The sequence below is a fragment of the Nitrospira sp. MA-1 genome (assembly GCA_032139905.1).
Taxonomy (GTDB): Bacteria; Nitrospirota; Nitrospiria; order Nitrospirales; family UBA8639; genus Nitrospira_E.
Genome location: JAQJDB010000006.1, coordinates 757,879 through 772,818 on the forward strand (window position 1 = coordinate 757,879; position 14,940 = coordinate 772,818).

11 protein-coding genes and 2 pseudogenes are annotated in these 14,940 nt (G+C 46.5%); 4 read left to right on the top strand and 9 right to left on the bottom strand.

Translation table 11 applies throughout. The features are described 5' to 3' along the window. Position 1: 1 nt before the first annotated feature. The 4 genes from PJI16_10755 (at position 2) to PJI16_10770 (ending at position 4,808) form a co-directional block, all read left to right on the top strand. Complete coding sequence (locus tag PJI16_10755; GenBank protein MDT3778037.1) at positions 2–1,162, top strand: polysaccharide biosynthesis/export family protein; 1,161 nt, start codon at positions 2–4, stop codon at positions 1,160–1,162. Between the two features lie 3 nt (positions 1,163–1,165). Continuing rightward, the gene (locus tag PJI16_10760) at positions 1,166–2,644 is read left to right on the top strand and encodes a GumC family protein (protein ID MDT3778038.1); all 1,479 of its coding nucleotides are present in this window, start codon (positions 1,166–1,168) and stop codon (positions 2,642–2,644) included. Next, positions 2,628–4,022, top strand: coding sequence for an AAA family ATPase (locus tag PJI16_10765; protein MDT3778039.1), 1,395 nt, complete (start codon positions 2,628–2,630; stop codon positions 4,020–4,022). Before PJI16_10760 ends, PJI16_10765 begins: the two co-directional genes overlap by 17 nt. 186 nt (positions 4,023–4,208) lie before the next feature. Further along, entirely contained in the window at positions 4,209–4,808 is a 600-nt protein-coding gene (locus PJI16_10770) for a CpsD/CapB family tyrosine-protein kinase (GenBank protein MDT3778040.1), read from the top strand. A gap of 705 nt (positions 4,809–5,513) precedes the next feature. Here PJI16_10770 and PJI16_10775 read toward each other — a convergent pair. The 9 genes and pseudogenes from PJI16_10775 to PJI16_10815 form a co-directional block, all read right to left on the bottom strand. Continuing rightward, positions 5,514–5,879, bottom strand: a complete 366-nt coding sequence (locus PJI16_10775) for a hypothetical protein (GenBank protein MDT3778041.1) — start codon at positions 5,877–5,879, stop codon at positions 5,514–5,516. Between the two features lie 257 nt (positions 5,880–6,136). Next, on the bottom strand, positions 6,137–6,811 hold the full coding sequence (locus PJI16_10780; GenBank protein MDT3778042.1) for a glutathione peroxidase: 675 nt from the start codon (positions 6,809–6,811) through the stop codon (positions 6,137–6,139). Positions 6,812–7,590: 779 nt separating this feature from the next. Further along, positions 7,591–7,920: a thioredoxin domain-containing protein gene (locus tag PJI16_10785; protein ID MDT3778043.1), complete on the bottom strand. Its 330-nt coding sequence runs from the start codon at positions 7,918–7,920 to the stop codon at positions 7,591–7,593. Positions 7,921–8,817: 897 nt separating this feature from the next. Beyond that, on the bottom strand, positions 8,818–10,248 hold the full coding sequence (locus PJI16_10790) for a deoxyribodipyrimidine photo-lyase (GenBank protein MDT3778044.1): 1,431 nt from the start codon (positions 10,246–10,248) through the stop codon (positions 8,818–8,820). 155 nt (positions 10,249–10,403) lie between these two features. Further along, complete coding sequence (locus tag PJI16_10795) at positions 10,404–11,288, bottom strand: BLUF domain-containing protein (GenBank protein ID MDT3778045.1); 885 nt, start codon at positions 11,286–11,288, stop codon at positions 10,404–10,406. Positions 11,289–11,732: 444 nt separating this feature from the next. Next, positions 11,733–12,689, bottom strand: coding sequence for an ethylbenzene dehydrogenase-related protein (locus tag PJI16_10800; GenBank protein MDT3778046.1), 957 nt, complete (start codon positions 12,687–12,689; stop codon positions 11,733–11,735). Positions 12,690–12,779: 90 nt separating this feature from the next. Continuing rightward, positions 12,780–13,418: a globin gene (locus PJI16_10805; GenBank protein MDT3778047.1), complete on the bottom strand. Its 639-nt coding sequence runs from the start codon at positions 13,416–13,418 to the stop codon at positions 12,780–12,782. A 228-nt stretch (positions 13,419–13,646) separates the two neighbouring features. Continuing rightward, positions 13,647–14,765 (bottom strand): annotated as a pseudogene (locus PJI16_10810) (FAD-dependent oxidoreductase). Next, positions 14,746–14,850 (bottom strand): annotated as a pseudogene (locus tag PJI16_10815) (FAD-dependent oxidoreductase). The pseudogenes PJI16_10810 and PJI16_10815 overlap by 20 nt, the downstream one beginning before the upstream one ends. Between the last annotated feature and the right edge of the window lie 90 nt (positions 14,851–14,940).

Below are 14,940 nucleotides of genomic sequence, written 5' to 3' on the forward strand. Positions count from 1 at the left end.
CGTGGATATTACAAATATTCAATTAGCTTATCGATGGTTTTATAGACATTCTCTGATTAGGCCAAACACTGTGCCTGTTTTACTCGCACTCGTCCTCTGTGGGGGAATTTCCGTCCATCAGACACCCGCTTATGCCGACCCCGGATCAGTAGTAATCGGAAAGGCTTCGAACCCTGAAGATATAGAAAAAATTGAAAATGAAGTATTTTCGATTATGAAACAACAACTCCGTTCTTATCAACAAAGCCTGGAAGAATCCGAGGGGCGTCTTCAGGATTTTCAACGGAAGCATGGAATTATATTAATTGAAACGCAAATGAATCATCTTCTTCAACAGCGTTTATCTTTGGACGATTCATTAAAGCAGGCCGAAAACCAAGTCAAAGGCTTTCAAGAGAGACTTGCTTGGGTGCAGGGTCAGATAAGCCAAATTCCAGAACAGATCCCTCTTTCCAGTTCGGCTTCAGAGCAAGGGGTAGTTGGTGGGGCCAAGAATAATTTACTAACCCTGCAATTAAAAGAGCAGGAACTTTTAAACAAATATACCGAGAATAACCCTCATATTCAGTCAATTCGAAAAGAAATGGAATTGATTAATCAGTTCATAAAGGAACAGGAATCTCAAGTGGCCCGTAGTGTATCCACTGGCAAAAACCCGCTCTATCTTGAGATGGAAATGCAATTATTTCACACCCAAGCCGATCTCGTATCAGCTGAAGCTCAGAGTGAAGTGATTAAGCAACAGATTGCTGGTGTGGACAAGGAACTGGATAGGCTGAGAAATTTGGGGCCGGAACTCGATGAACTTCGGCGCCAAGTCACAGCAGATGAAAAAAATTACATAAATTATCTCACCAAAGTAGGGAAGACGCCACCACAAGATTATCAAATTCAGGTTGGGGATCAGCTCGATATTAAATTCTTTTTCAATCCGGAACTCAATGAAACCGTTCTGGTCCGTCCTGATGGGCGTATCGCCTTGCAGTTGGTCGGTGAAATTACTGTTGTTGGACATACCGTGGAACAAATTCGAGCGATATTAATCAAGACATATTCCGGGCAACTCAAAAATCCTGAAGTGGCGGTCCTTCTTCGATCAACAAATGTGCCAGGGGAAGATTCCGGCACAACAGCTGCTGAAGGGAATTTTGGAGGGAAATAACATATGGAACCTGAAGTCTATGCGGCTGATGATGGTTTACCCTACCCCCTGGGAAGTGTACGAGATGTTCTGACCGCTCTTTTTAAGCATAAGACTAAGGTCCTCACTATTTTTCTGTTGGTTGTTGGCATTGTTGCAGGCTATGTCTTTACATTAGTCCCTCTCTATGAAGCTAAAACCAGTCTACTTTTGAAGCTTGGGAGGGAGCATGTATTTCGTCCTGAAGTAGGGAAAGAAGGTCAATTTGTTAAATATAATGAGGATGCTGCTCTTCAATCGGAATTAGAGATTATTTCTAGTAAGGACCTCATAAGGCGGGTCGTAAGCACTTTAGGTATTGAAAAAGTCTATCCGGAATTTTTAGACCCTTCATTGGAGATTCACGACCCTTTAGAAAAGGGGGTTTCAACATTTTTGAAGAATCTTCTACCCATCCCCGTCAAGGGTTCGAGCGTACTTGAAATATCGTATTTGAATCCCCGGCCTGAGGTTGCAGCTGAAGCACTCAACCTCCTTGTTGAATTACTGAAAGAGAAGCATCTTCAAGTGTTTAGCGATCCGAAGGCTTCATTTTTAACGAAACAATTACATACCTACCAGGAGAAATTGGAACAGTCAGAAGCAAATCTTCAGGCTTTTAAACATAGGCATGATCTTTCCTCCCCTCTTGTCGAACAGCAACGCCGTCTCCTGGATCAGCGGGCCACTCTGGATAGTGATTACAAAACCACCAAGAATAAGCTGCAAGGATTGGTAGGTAAAATCGCTTCACTTGATACTCAGATGAAAACCATTCTCGAAAGTATTTCTGATTCCACAGTGGAAGAAGGGGGAAACCTGGAAAAGGCCAAAGCGGAATTGTTTGCTCTGAGACGTGAAGAACAAAAGCTTTTAGCCAAGTACACCGAAACTAGTTTTCCTGTTTTAAGCCTTCGAACGGAAATTGACCAGGTGGAACAGTTTATTCTTGCCGAACAAAAAAACGAGCGTGCCAATACAATAGCAAGTGGAAAGAAAGCAATGTATAGCGAGCTTGAAAAGGAGAGACTGGGGGCCGTGTCCGAGTCAACAACCCTCCAGGCAAGCCGTGAGGTGATTGCCCTTCAAATGGAGGATCTTGACAAAAAAATCCAGAGACTTGACGAATTAAATAAAGAAATGATTGTCCTGGAGCGGCAGAGGGCAGCAGATGAGCAAAATTACAATTTGTATCTTTCTCGAGTAGAGGAAGCGAATGTATCTGAAGAAATGGACCGGCTCAAAATGGCCAATATTAGCGTGATCCAACGCGCAGAGGTCCCTGGAGGCCCAGCTGGACGTTCTCCAATACTGCTTGTAACGTTGGGAGCCATTTTGGGGATAATGGCTGGAGCCGGATTTGGACTTCTATTAGAGTACTTCCAAGGTGCCTATACTCGCCCTGAACAAGCGGCAAACGATTTAAACCTTCCCCTCCTGGCCACTTTTGGTCAAAAGCTGTAATAAGAAATTTATCACTATGTATCTAGCATTTTACGGACTCAAAAAAGAACCATTTCATACCACTCCTGACCCAAATTTCCTTTATCTGAGCCCCAGCCATAAGGAAGCGATGGGGGCTATTATCTATGGAATTGAGAGAAGAAAAGGTTTTGTCGCCATTTATGGCGAAGTCGGGGTTGGGAAAACGACGATTATTCGTGCGTATCTTGAAAAGACGAGTGACCGGAAACAGAAAACAGTCTACATTCTTAATCCAGTATTATCTTTTCATGGGCTTCTGACCGACATATTTCGAAGCCTGGACCTTGTCCCGTCTCATGATGATTCCGCTGAGATGGTCAATCAACTTCAGGAAGCGTTGATTCAAGAATACCGGCGGGATAGCACCGTTGTGCTGGTAATTGACGAAGCTCAAAATATGCCAGTTAAAACATTGGAGCAGTTGCGGCTGCTTTCTAACCTGGAAACATCCACAGACAAACTTATCCAAATTGTGTTAATCGGGCAACCAGAATTAACAACATTGCTGAATCATCCTACCCTGAAATCCTTAAACCAGCGCATTGCCCTCCGGGCAACAATCCATCCGCTGCAACAGAAAGAAAGCCAAGCCTATATTGAGCATCGGATTGCACTATCATCATCCACCGGGGCGCCTTTATTTACGCAAGGAGCCATGAAACTGATTATTCGTGAGGCTCAGGGGATTCCACGGAGAATTAATATTCTTTGTGATAATGCGCTGATTACTGGATATGGCAAGCAACAAAAACCGGTCTCTATTAACGAGGTGCGAGAAATTCTTGTTGACATGAATGGCTCTCGTTCCTCATATCTTGTGAAGTGGGCGGTCGGTGTTGCTGTGGTCATACTCTTAGCAATTGGTGCTTTTTTATTAAGCCCGATTTTTCTTCCTGGAAACGCTGGAGTATCCCAAGTAGGCCTGAGCGAACGTGACAGTCAGAACGTGAGGGCGACCTCCTCTGAAAAAATGTCTCAGGAAAGCATAGGTCAACCTGGAGAGCCGTTGATGCCTATGGCCCCATCTGGCTCAGAAATTGATAGACCTATTCCTCATACAGATAGAGGAGGGGATGGTGTTATGACGAAAACCCCAGTCGAAAAGGTAATAGAATCAGCCAAGTCTGATGGTAAAATCAGGGATCACACTGAAGCGGCTTCAAAGTCAAGCTCAGTTTTACCAGTTACCAGGGCCGTCAGAGAGGGGGATAATTTGAGTCAAATAGCCAATGAAGCCTATGGTTCTTCAAGCCGGCAATATGTGGAATGGCTCCGTCGGCATAACCCAGAAATCAGCGACCCCGATATCATTCTTCCAGGTCAAAAAATTGTGTTACCTGAGTACGTGAAAGAATAAGACAACATTATGAGTAAAATTTACGATGCTTTGCAGATTGCCTATGGGGAAAAGTTGGGTTCTGGGAATGAGTCCAAAAAAGAACCCATAGAAGTTCCTTCTGTATCGATCCCGTCGCCTTCTTTATTACAAGTTAGAAATACAACGTCTTGTCCAAGGCTTTATAATGAATCCGAATTGATGGTCATGGCACAAAACATTGCCGCACTTCTTCCAAGCCCTGACAAAAATGTCATTCAGTTCATCGGGTCAAGAAAGGGCGAAGGTACGTCCACGCTTGTTCGGGAATTTGCTCTGGTTTCCTCTCAGCACAGCAATAAGCCTGTCCTTCTTGTTGAAGCAGATCTTATGCACCCCTCGCAGTATCAGGCATTCGGGATCGAGGCCAAATCCCCTTTGGATCATGTATTAAAGGATGGGAAAGCCCTTGATGGGGTCGTTTCTCAGGTTGACCAATCGAATCTTTTTCTAGCTACATTATCTTCCAAAGTTCAATCAGCTCTTACAACACGAACTTTTTACAATCCTACTGATATGTGGAAAATTGTTCGTGAACAGTTTTCCCTCATACTCATAGATTCGTCTCCGGCCAATGTCACAGCAGATAGCTTGGCACTTTGTGAAACTGTTGATGGTATTGTGTTGGTGGTTGAAGCCGAACAAACCCGTTCGGCTGTCGCAAAAAAAGTCAGAGATCAGATTCTTATGCAGGAAGGAAATCTCCTTGGTATGGTGTTTACCAAACGGCATTTATACATCCCGGAATCTCTCTATAAATTCATTTAGGTTTCCCTTTCCTTCCAAACTGCCTGTTTTTCCTCTGTCGTTTAACTTCACATTACTTTTTTTATTGTTTCATTTGAGGAGCTCTGCGGTAGTAAGGTTTCCCCAAATACAGTTTGATGAAAACTAGATTTTTCTGTTTTGTGCCGTCGGTCCCATTCAGAGGTAGTTCTCAACCAGAAAAGAGGGCGATTTCGGCTGTTTGATTGACATGACGTTGTCTCATAAACTCATTCGATGTCAGGTGTCCGAGCGATCTATGTAGGCGGCGTGGATTCCTGTTCCCACGTTTCGATGATCGTTTGAACGGCATTGAGCGACTCGACCTGATGAATGCTTGAGCACTCGTCTCGCAACTGCCCGTGATAGGAATTCGCTGTCATGATCCACAGTTATCGACCGCGGTCCTGGTTTCCCTTTCAGCGCACAATCCAAGGCCCGGCCCGCAATTTTCCCGACATTTGAAACCCCGCCTCTAGCGCTGGTCTGTGGCACCTTCAGTTATCCAAGACAGGGAGAATCCGAAACGACCGTCTCCCCGCCAGAGTATCTTGCACGAAATTCATGCTCCGGTGCATAGTTGGTCCCATGGGCGTGGGAGCGGGACCGCGATGCCAAGCCATCTATTTCCGTCTCCAAACCCGTATGCGGAGTTGGAGCCCTCCGAGTCGACAGACGGCGGATGGGTTTTTGATCCATCGGGGACTCTTACGCTACACAAGAGGACCCAGATCCCCAGATAGCTAAATCGCGGACGGGCATACGCCCAATCACGAATCCGAAAACGCAATGCCGATTTATCCTTGGCCCGGCTCCGTCGATACCTAAGGCACGCTTCAACTGAGGAGCTAACTGACAGGCCCGCCCACCACTCACCGCGAACGTCCGCTGAAACCACTGAACTAATTCCCGGCGGTGAACGGGGCCGCAGACTTTTTTTCGCAACGCTTCCGACAGCCTATGCTGATCCAGCGAGAGATAGGCTACTACTCGCTTCAACCGACCATTTTCTTCTTCCAACTGCCGGAGTCGCCGGAATTCACTCACCCCAAATAGGCATACTTTTTCTTCCACACAGAAAACGTCGTCTTTGCCACGCTTGGTTGGCGGCAGATGTTCCCCACCGAGGTGTCCTCTTCCTCTTGGGGAAGGGCAGAGATGACCGGTCCTCCGAGAATTCCGAATGCTTCATAGATTTTTCCTTTCGTGTTGGACCACCGAAGCTGCCTTTTTACTCGCGTTCTGATGGGCGTTCATTTTTGGGGCAGACGTCAATTGGTTCTATGAGTTGCATGCAGGAGTAGCAATAATATTGAGAAACGATCTTAGGTTTAGGAAGATCGTAGAGTGTTTTCTATATCGTCCACAATCTGTGGAGACAGGGGCTTCTGTTTAGGATCATACCGAGCAATGACCGCTCCGTTCCGGTTAATAAGAAATTTTTGGAAATTCCAGGTAATCTCCCCCTTAAAGCTGGTGTCTTCGGTGAGATAGCGATAGAGGGGGTGCTTCTGTTCACCAATCACCGTGATTTTACTAAACAACGGGAATTCCAAGGAATACTTTGTATAGCAAAATTCCGCGATTTCCTTGTTGTCTCCAGGTTCCTGTTTGCCAAAGTCATTCGCCGGAAAGGCCAAAATCGTAAATCCTTGATCGCGGTATCGTTCATATAAGGTTTGGAGTCCGGCATACTGCGGCGTATTTCCACAAAAGCTTGCCGTATTCACGATCATCATGACCTGTCCTTTGAACTCGTTGAGGGAGCGTGGTTTATTATCAATATCTTCCATGGTGAAGTTGTAAATTTGTGAAGCCGGTTTATCCTTTGTGAAATCAAATTTTGAAGCTTGTTGATCTGAAGGGAGTAGTTGGGGCTGGGGTTCATTGGCCACTGCTTCTCCTATAGATGTTGAATACTCCTGACTACATCCGCTAAAGATTACTAGCGCACACAGTGTGGCTATTGAGGCATAACGAGGAATGAATAGATTTGTGCCTGCCATGATGAATCCTCCTGAGATAATGGACAACCAGTCATTCGTTTACTCCAGTGTAATTCTGAACCTCCGGTCAGGGCAATTGGCCCAGATAGAAATATCAACTGGACTATTAGGTGTTTGAACTTTTTCCTAATAAACCCATACTGGGTTCTAGAAAAATAGCCAAAGGCATTTGTGCTTGAGAATATGATCGGAAATGGGATTCACAGAAAGTCGCTGGCCCCGCCTTCGATAGCCTTAATCATCGTCGACCGAGTGGGATCTGCAGGCATCATGACCACTGAAATGGTCAGATCTTTTCCAGAGTTGTTTTAGCGTCGTCAAGTCCTCGATGATCGGCATTTCAAGGTCAAGGAAAATCTCATTAACGGATTCCGTTTTAAGGGCCGTAAGTCTCTCCAGGTTGTTCGAGGAAGGTGGAAACTTCAAATCTAATTTTTCTCAATCTGTCGTGAAGAAAAAATTATAGTTTCCTGTTCATCGACTACCAGAATTCGTTCGCCGATAGGAGGTACACCTGATTTGTAAACCAACATTTCTCTATGGTTTATTGCTTTTTATCTTTATCACTATCATATCGACTTCATCCCTTGTGGGGGCCAAAGAAATATAATGAAACGTTAGACAATTTGGAGTAACTAGAGGGTATGGGGGGAGGCACATGACGTGAAGAAAGAAGCTCTCATCGTAATAAGCCTGGCATAGTTCTTCCAAGTGTGAAACATATTTGAATCACATTAAGAAAGAAACCCGTAAAAATTTTCAATAAATCCAAAACCGGGCTAATGGGAATTTTCAAGCCAAGGAGAGAGCTGCTCGATGATCTGATCCTTTTTGCCGATCCCACCAATGAATTGCTTGAATTCCCCATTCAGAAATAGGGCTAAGGTAGGAAGGGAATGAATCTCTAATTCCCCGGGAATGAGGAAATTCTCCTGCACGTTCATTGTGAGGATGAGAAGGCGTTTCCCAAGCTCTTTCTGCAAGTGCTCTAATTCTTTGGTCAGAGCTCGACAATGGCCACAGTCGGGCTGCCAAAATTCTACTAAAACGGGGACGGGCGATTTTTCAATCATCCCATCAAACTCTCGATCAACTACTCCCTGAATCATGTTCGCCAATCTTGATTGCTTAATATTGCCTAGGAAATTCGCGCATTTTCCGGAAACAATGAATGATCATGATGTTAACTGATTTGTAAGGATAGGTTGAAGAATTTGCCTCTGGTTTTGGGTATCTTTTGGGTAGTAGGGTCTTCTCCCGGTTTCCCAGTGAGACTTGATGGGCACCATGTCAGGACCATGGGAGGCTTCCCGGCTCAACGGGCCTATTTTATCATGACGTTGATCTTCTAGGACGATAACCCAGTTTCACTTTCTCATGCCTTTTGTGGATGACTTCAATTTGTTGTGAAATTCATTCATGAGGCCTTTAGTAAATTTAGGAAAATGGAATCCGTGCGATCATTAATGTAAGTATGAGTAGGAAGGTTACGGAAAATTTTCTTCCTAGATGAATACTATTAGGCACGGCCAGTCAGTCGCAATCGATTTTTGGCAAACCAGGTATATGTGTTCACCAAGAGTTTATTGAAGATTGGTCTTCGGCTACACCGAGCAAGAAAGCCTAGCCCAACTCCCTCCCACATTTTCCTGAACACCTCGACACCTGTAATGAGGGTTCCATCCGACCAGCGGGCATGGATCACTTTCTCCAAATTACATTGGCTCAGTCCATGGTCTGTGGCATGTTAAGACGAATTTGAAAGATCAATGAAATGAAGATGGGCTTTTCGATTGAACATTTTCATCAGATCGATCTCTCGACGACAAATCGGGCATTCGCCGTCATAATAGACCCTCAGTGGGTACGGCTTCGTGGAATGCGGGCGTGGCTGTGTCTTCGGGTTCAAAGCAGGATTTGTTTTTCAGATCTCATGAATGACTCTTGAGAACAAGGGAAGTCCCCGTATCCAATTGCGACCGAGTTGTATGGGGCATTTGCGATGCTTAGGTCAATCCCGAAAATGCCTCCAGCGCTCGCTCACGGGAATCGCTGAGTTTGACGATCGGCAGGGGATAATTCTCTCCGAGTAGCACCCCCGCTTCTGCCAACACTTTTTCGGGTGCTTCCCAAGGATTATGCAGGTATTTCATCGGCATCTTTTTTAACTCGGGGATGAACCGTCGAACATACTCGCCATCTTCATCGAACTTTTTTCCCTGCGTGACGGGGTTGAAAATTCTAAAATAGGGTGCCGCATCGGCCCCACAGCCTGCAATCCATTGCCAGCTGGCACTGTTGTTGGCAAGATCGGCATCGACCAATGTATCCCAAAACCAGTCTTCCCCAAGGTGCCAGTGCAACATGAGGTTTTTAACCAGAAAGGATCCGACAATCATGCGAATGCGGTTATGCATGTAACCGGTTCCCCACAGTTCACGCATGCCGGCATCCACGATGGGGTAGCCGGTTTGACCTTGTTGCCATCTTTTCAGGGCTTTTAGATCTTTACGCCAGGGAAAGGTATTAAATTTCTTTTGCAGATTTTTTCGGGGGAGCTCCGGGAAGTGAAAGAGCAGACTGTGAGAAAATTCCCGCCAGCCCAGTTCACTTAAAAACGTCTCCCCCTCCTTCCGCCATCCTTCAGCGCCCATGTGTTGTTTGGCGGCATGCCACACCGCATTCGGTGAGATTTCTCCGAAATGCAGATGCGGCGATAACCGCGAGACATTGTTTCTGGAGGGATAGTTTCGGCCTTCTTTGTAGTGTTTGAGGCCGCTTTTGAGAAACGCTTTCAGTCGAGCCTGTGCCCCGGCTTCTCCGGGCTCCCAATGTTTGGCAAGTTTTTTGTGCCAGGGAATATTTGGCAGCAGGTCCAGATCTTTCAGTGCCACACCTTTGTATGTGGAAAGCCTTAAATTTTTTGGGTCTTTTAGGGGTTGTCGGGGTTCATTGCCATTTCTGAGACATCCATTTTGATAAAAGGGAGTGAACACCTTATACGGAGTGCCGTCGCTTTTGAGCGCTGTCTGGGGTTCAAAAAGCAGGGAGCCGTTACAGGTGTGAACCTCGATTCCTTCGGTCTGCAATGTTTCTTGTATGTGTGCATCCCTGGGGATTCGCCAGGGTTCGTAACATCGGTTCCAATAAATTGCCGCTGCTCCTGCCTCTTTGATGACGTCCATCAGGACCTTTTGAGCCGGTCCTTTCTTGAAGCACAGATTGCCCTCGAATGTTACGTTCAGCACCTTGAGACTTTCATGCAGCCACCAGCGGCTGGCAGCGCCTAACTTCCATTCTCCGCTATTTTCCTCATCAAGAATAAATAGTAGGAGGATAGGGTGCCCTGTTTTATGGGCCGCCAACAATGCCGGGTTGTCCTTGATGCGTAAATCCTGGCGAAACCAGACCACGACTGGGGAGTTGTTTGTTGTCATGCTATGCCTTTGGCACAATTCAAAGCCGAAAATTCAATGCTCCACACTAACTAAAAGAAAAAATTCCGTGATTACCATTTGGCTAAATCCTGATTCAGCCAAAGGATGGTATTGGGTTGAATTCCGATGGAGGGGGCAACCCAACATTCGTTGTATTACAGATTATCTGGTTCTCCCCAGGTAAACCGTCTTTCAATGAGCCAGTAGGTAATGCCTAGCGCCAGCACCACCGCAGCAGTTGCAAAAATATAGGGAGGTGTGATTTCTTTGAAATCGAAAATGATCACCTTTCGGGCTATGGCCATTAAAGCTGTAGCTATGACCATTTTAATGTGAATGACGTCTTTGCGTATATACAGCGTAATGTTAATGAAAATTTCTATGGCAATGAGAACGGCTAGAAATGCTCCAAATGTGGTGACGATATCCCTAATGGTAAATGTCGTGAAACTCGGCAATATGAGTTTTTGATAAATGAGGTACACCACATCAACGACTCCCCACAAAATGGTAAACACCATCAAGACTGCCAGGACTTTTACGGCTGCCCGTATGGTCTGGTGGAGAACTTGTATGAGACGATCTTCTTGATCGAGGGATAATTCTTCCTGCCCGATTTTTTTGAGCCGGTCTTTGCGGAAATGCTCCATCAGGGAATCCACAATACTCTCGTGGCTTCCCAAAAAAGTCGTATTGAAATCCTTCTCAACGAGGTTTTCGAGGCCTTTCACGGCCTGAAATTCTTCTCCGGATACCCTTTTAAATCCCATGCTCCAGTCGGCATACTCGCGACGATCCACGGTTTTTTTCTTCAGCACTTGAAAGTCGGTGTGGCGAGGATCTTTTTTGATTCTCGCAATCAATTCATGTACAGCCTGCTCTTCCCCTTCCAGTATTTGGATGAAGGTATTGTTTCCATACAGCAACATTCCGGTTATGCCTAATCGTGCATTGTTTTCACGGCTGCTCCTTAGAATCTGTTCCAAATCCTCTTGTGACATCGGTTTCGTGGCGGTACTGATGTACGAAATTTGGATCATTAATTTAATCCCCCTTCACATGAGCGAATGGTCTATGATGTTGTTTTTTAATTGTAACCATAGGGGAATGAGTCCGATAGGTCATATGGCACAGAAGGGGGATAGGAATGAGAACAGTTTCCATCTCAAGCCCTAAAAAAGGTACCCAGGCAAAGGTACCCAGGCTTTAGCGGAAGGAATTATTCCTCGTGGCGTGGAGTAATTTATACTGAATTGAGGGAGAGCTCCACACTTGAAATGCTGAGGTTGAAAGCAAGGTCCATTTCCGCGGTCTCATGGGCACCTGATAGGCGCAGTTTGTATTCTCAAATTTTCATGCCCCGAATGGCGTGGAAACACAAAGTTCTTCAGATGCCTATCCGCTAAACCCTCACAATACTTTCCCTTGGACTCTAGGGCCTTGGTGAGATTTGGCACTCCTGAAGAGTTTATTGCAATATTCCGCTAATTTGGCATTTGAGCCGTAAACCAGGTCGAAATACCTTTCATGCCATTACGCTCTACATTCGAGCCGTCCCACACGGCAAAGGCCACTGGAAAGCTTGAACCAGCAATAAACTGGACATCATTGGGATCATCAGTCGTCAGGGCTCGTTTCATGACGACGCGCCACGTCGGTCCATTACAACAACCTCCTTTAAGGGCGCCATAAGGTTCCCATAATCCGTTGCCCAGTACGTTTTGTGCTGACTGGGTGGTGAGAGTGCTAAAGCCATTGGCGTTGAGATCTTCTACAGAACTGATCCGGAGGGAGGGATCTGACATGATATTGCCTGACCAGATGCCCTCATTAAAAGGCCCAGCGCTTCGTCCGGTTCGATTCGTATAGGTGACCCCTCCTGAGGGCTCCTCATAATAATAATCCCAGGCAATGGCCGGGTATTGTTGGTCCACGTCCCACATGCCGGCCACTCCCATGCCTAGGTCTTTTTGCCATTCAGCGTTCCATCGCCAAATATTCACGGTTCCCCCTGATTGCCCCATGCATTGAAATGGGGGAGCTCCGGCATCCTGAACCGGAAACTGGATGGCCATTTGATCCCGAAAATCTTGAGGCCCGATAGTGGTATTGTTAATGGTCTGATCACCCCAGTTTGCCCAGACGCCAACGTCTTGTCCGTTGGTGGCCATCTTCACCATCACGGTCTTAACCGAAATATTCGGGTGCATGGGGGTGGTAATGGTCTGACCGCTCAATGGAACGACAACTCCGGGGACGGACTCCCAAATTGGATTTGCCGCATCCATCGCGATGTTTCCCTTGATGGAAGCAATGGGAATCGTCACCGGTTGGCTCACCGCTAGGGGGATGTCAATCATGGCTAAGAACGCCGCTACAATCAGAATTCCAGGGATTGGCAGGATTGAAATCATTCGGTGTTGATACCTAGGCTGTTTCATGTTGCTCCTGTTCGCTGAATCATTAAATCTCAATGTTCCTAATTCATGGCTCGCCTCGTTTTGGAAGAGTCTCATCACATCAGTGGGTAATCAGCACCAAACTTTTTTTAGCCCTGGCTTCTTTGACAGCTTTACTTCTGCGAGGCGATAACGACTCCACAGGCCGATAGAGGCGATGCTCCCCGCCAAAATTATGAAGGCTCCCCAAAAAAGTGCAAATGGTTGGCTCATACGATTATTTCTCCTGTTGATGAATGGAAAGGCCGATGAAAGTGCTAAAGAGGAAAGGGATTCAGGTTGGTGCCCCCACAAACTGATGCTCACCTGGTGAATGATTTTTCTCCAGGCAGATTCCATGGCAGGGCTCCAGGCATCTTCTGCCAATTCAGAAAAAATGTCTAAATAGGTCTCCGCCATCCTGAGCAGGTGATGAGGTTGCAGGTGGCTTACCGTTGTGGGTGCCAGATCTGCCCATTGTTCTCTGATGGGTGACCGAATTTTTCCGCTTAAGCGGATTTCCTTGATGATCGTATCGAGGATCTGGACGATGCGCCTGCTGAATGGTTGTAGCCCCATTGTTTGGAGAGAAGTGGCGATCTCAGGATGCTCTCGCAACAAGCGATGGAACAGCTTGTCGGCAAATGCATCTTCACTTTCCTTGATCCATCCTAGGCCGCATTCAAGTATATGAATCTCCGAATCTGAAAAATTGGGGGTAATTTGTTCCATGGGAGAAGTGCCCTTCCTATGGTTCTCTAAATATAGCTTCTTTTTCAATGTACACCCTGGGGTCTAGGGGAGGTCAAAGAAAAATGAAAAACCTTCGACAACGAAAGGCCGCTCAAGACTTGCGTGCGCATGTCGGAAGGTAGACCGTCTCAATGACGACTATGGAGATTGAAGTGTTGTTGGGTCGGGGAATTCTAGAAAACGGGGAGGATGCCGGATATCAGGTCTCTAGCCATTTTCGAATCTTTTCTGCCGCACGACGACTGGAAAAAGGGCTCCATCCATAGTCCCGGTGGCAGAAAAATCCCCACAAACAACGACTCCATCCTGAATATGTGTCTGACGAGAGAACGGGTTAGGAAATGGTGGAACCTGGGCAGGTTGGGCGGCGGTGATGGAATAGGCTCGAATTGGTTGCCAGCCTTCGACTTGTGAGCCAAACCATTCACGCAATTGTTGGCGAACCCGGGTGGCAAGGTCTCCTATGGAAGGATCAGCATGGTTTAACACTGAAACGGAGATCAATTGTTTGTTGGACGTGGAATAGGTCGGGGCGATTTGAGTGAGGACACAAAGATTGTTAATTGGACCGACTCCCTCTCCGTTCAATAACAGAAACGGCCCTGAAAAAGGCGGCTCAGAGGTAGCATAGTAGAGACATGTTACATGGCGATAGGGAGCTGGATTGAGTCCGGGAACAAGCCTGGTTGCGGCTGGTCCGTCGGTGGCCACGACAATGGCGCGAGCGGATAGAGGCTCCCCTGATTCCAAGGTTACCGAAGTCTTTTGCATGAATGTGACCCTGGCTTGAGTGCGAATTCGCCCTGCCGGAAGACGGGATACCAATTGTCGGGGAATGGCTCCCATCCCTCCGGCGGGAAGTGAAATGTCTCCAGACGCAAATATCCGAAAAGCAAATTCCGCCATACGACTGGAAGTCTGTAAATCCGAATCCAAAAATACGCCACCAAGGAATGGTCGAAAAAATCGTTCGATTATGGAGTAAGAAAATCCGAAATTTTTAAGGTGTTGGAGTGTTGAGGTTTCGGGCCTTTGAAATAAATCGTTCAAGCTTCCTGTATTTGCCCGATGGCGAAATGTTGTTACCCGGATTTTGTCTGAAAGGGTGCCGATAGGAGTGAAGAGCGCTTGAATTCCCTGAAAAGGATGTCAGAAGGGATCCGGCATCCGATGCCATTTACCAAGACACCGAATCACTGCACCTGGGAAAAATTGATGGAGCTCGAGGGCAGGGTAATTCAATATGCGTTTGGCCTCAGGATACGCAGTGGAAAAGACCTGGAAACCCCGGTCTAGAAGGAAACCATCAACGTGATCTGTGCGAATCCTCCCCCCCTACGTCTTCTGATGCTTCAAGCAGTAAAAAGTTTATCCCATAATCCGCTAATGTTTTCGCGCAGGAAAGTCCGGCAAGACCTGCTCCGAAAAGGGCACATCAGCATTCATGGGAGAAATATGTTGGTTGAGGCCGAGAAAGGAAAAAGGTATATGCCTGATGTTC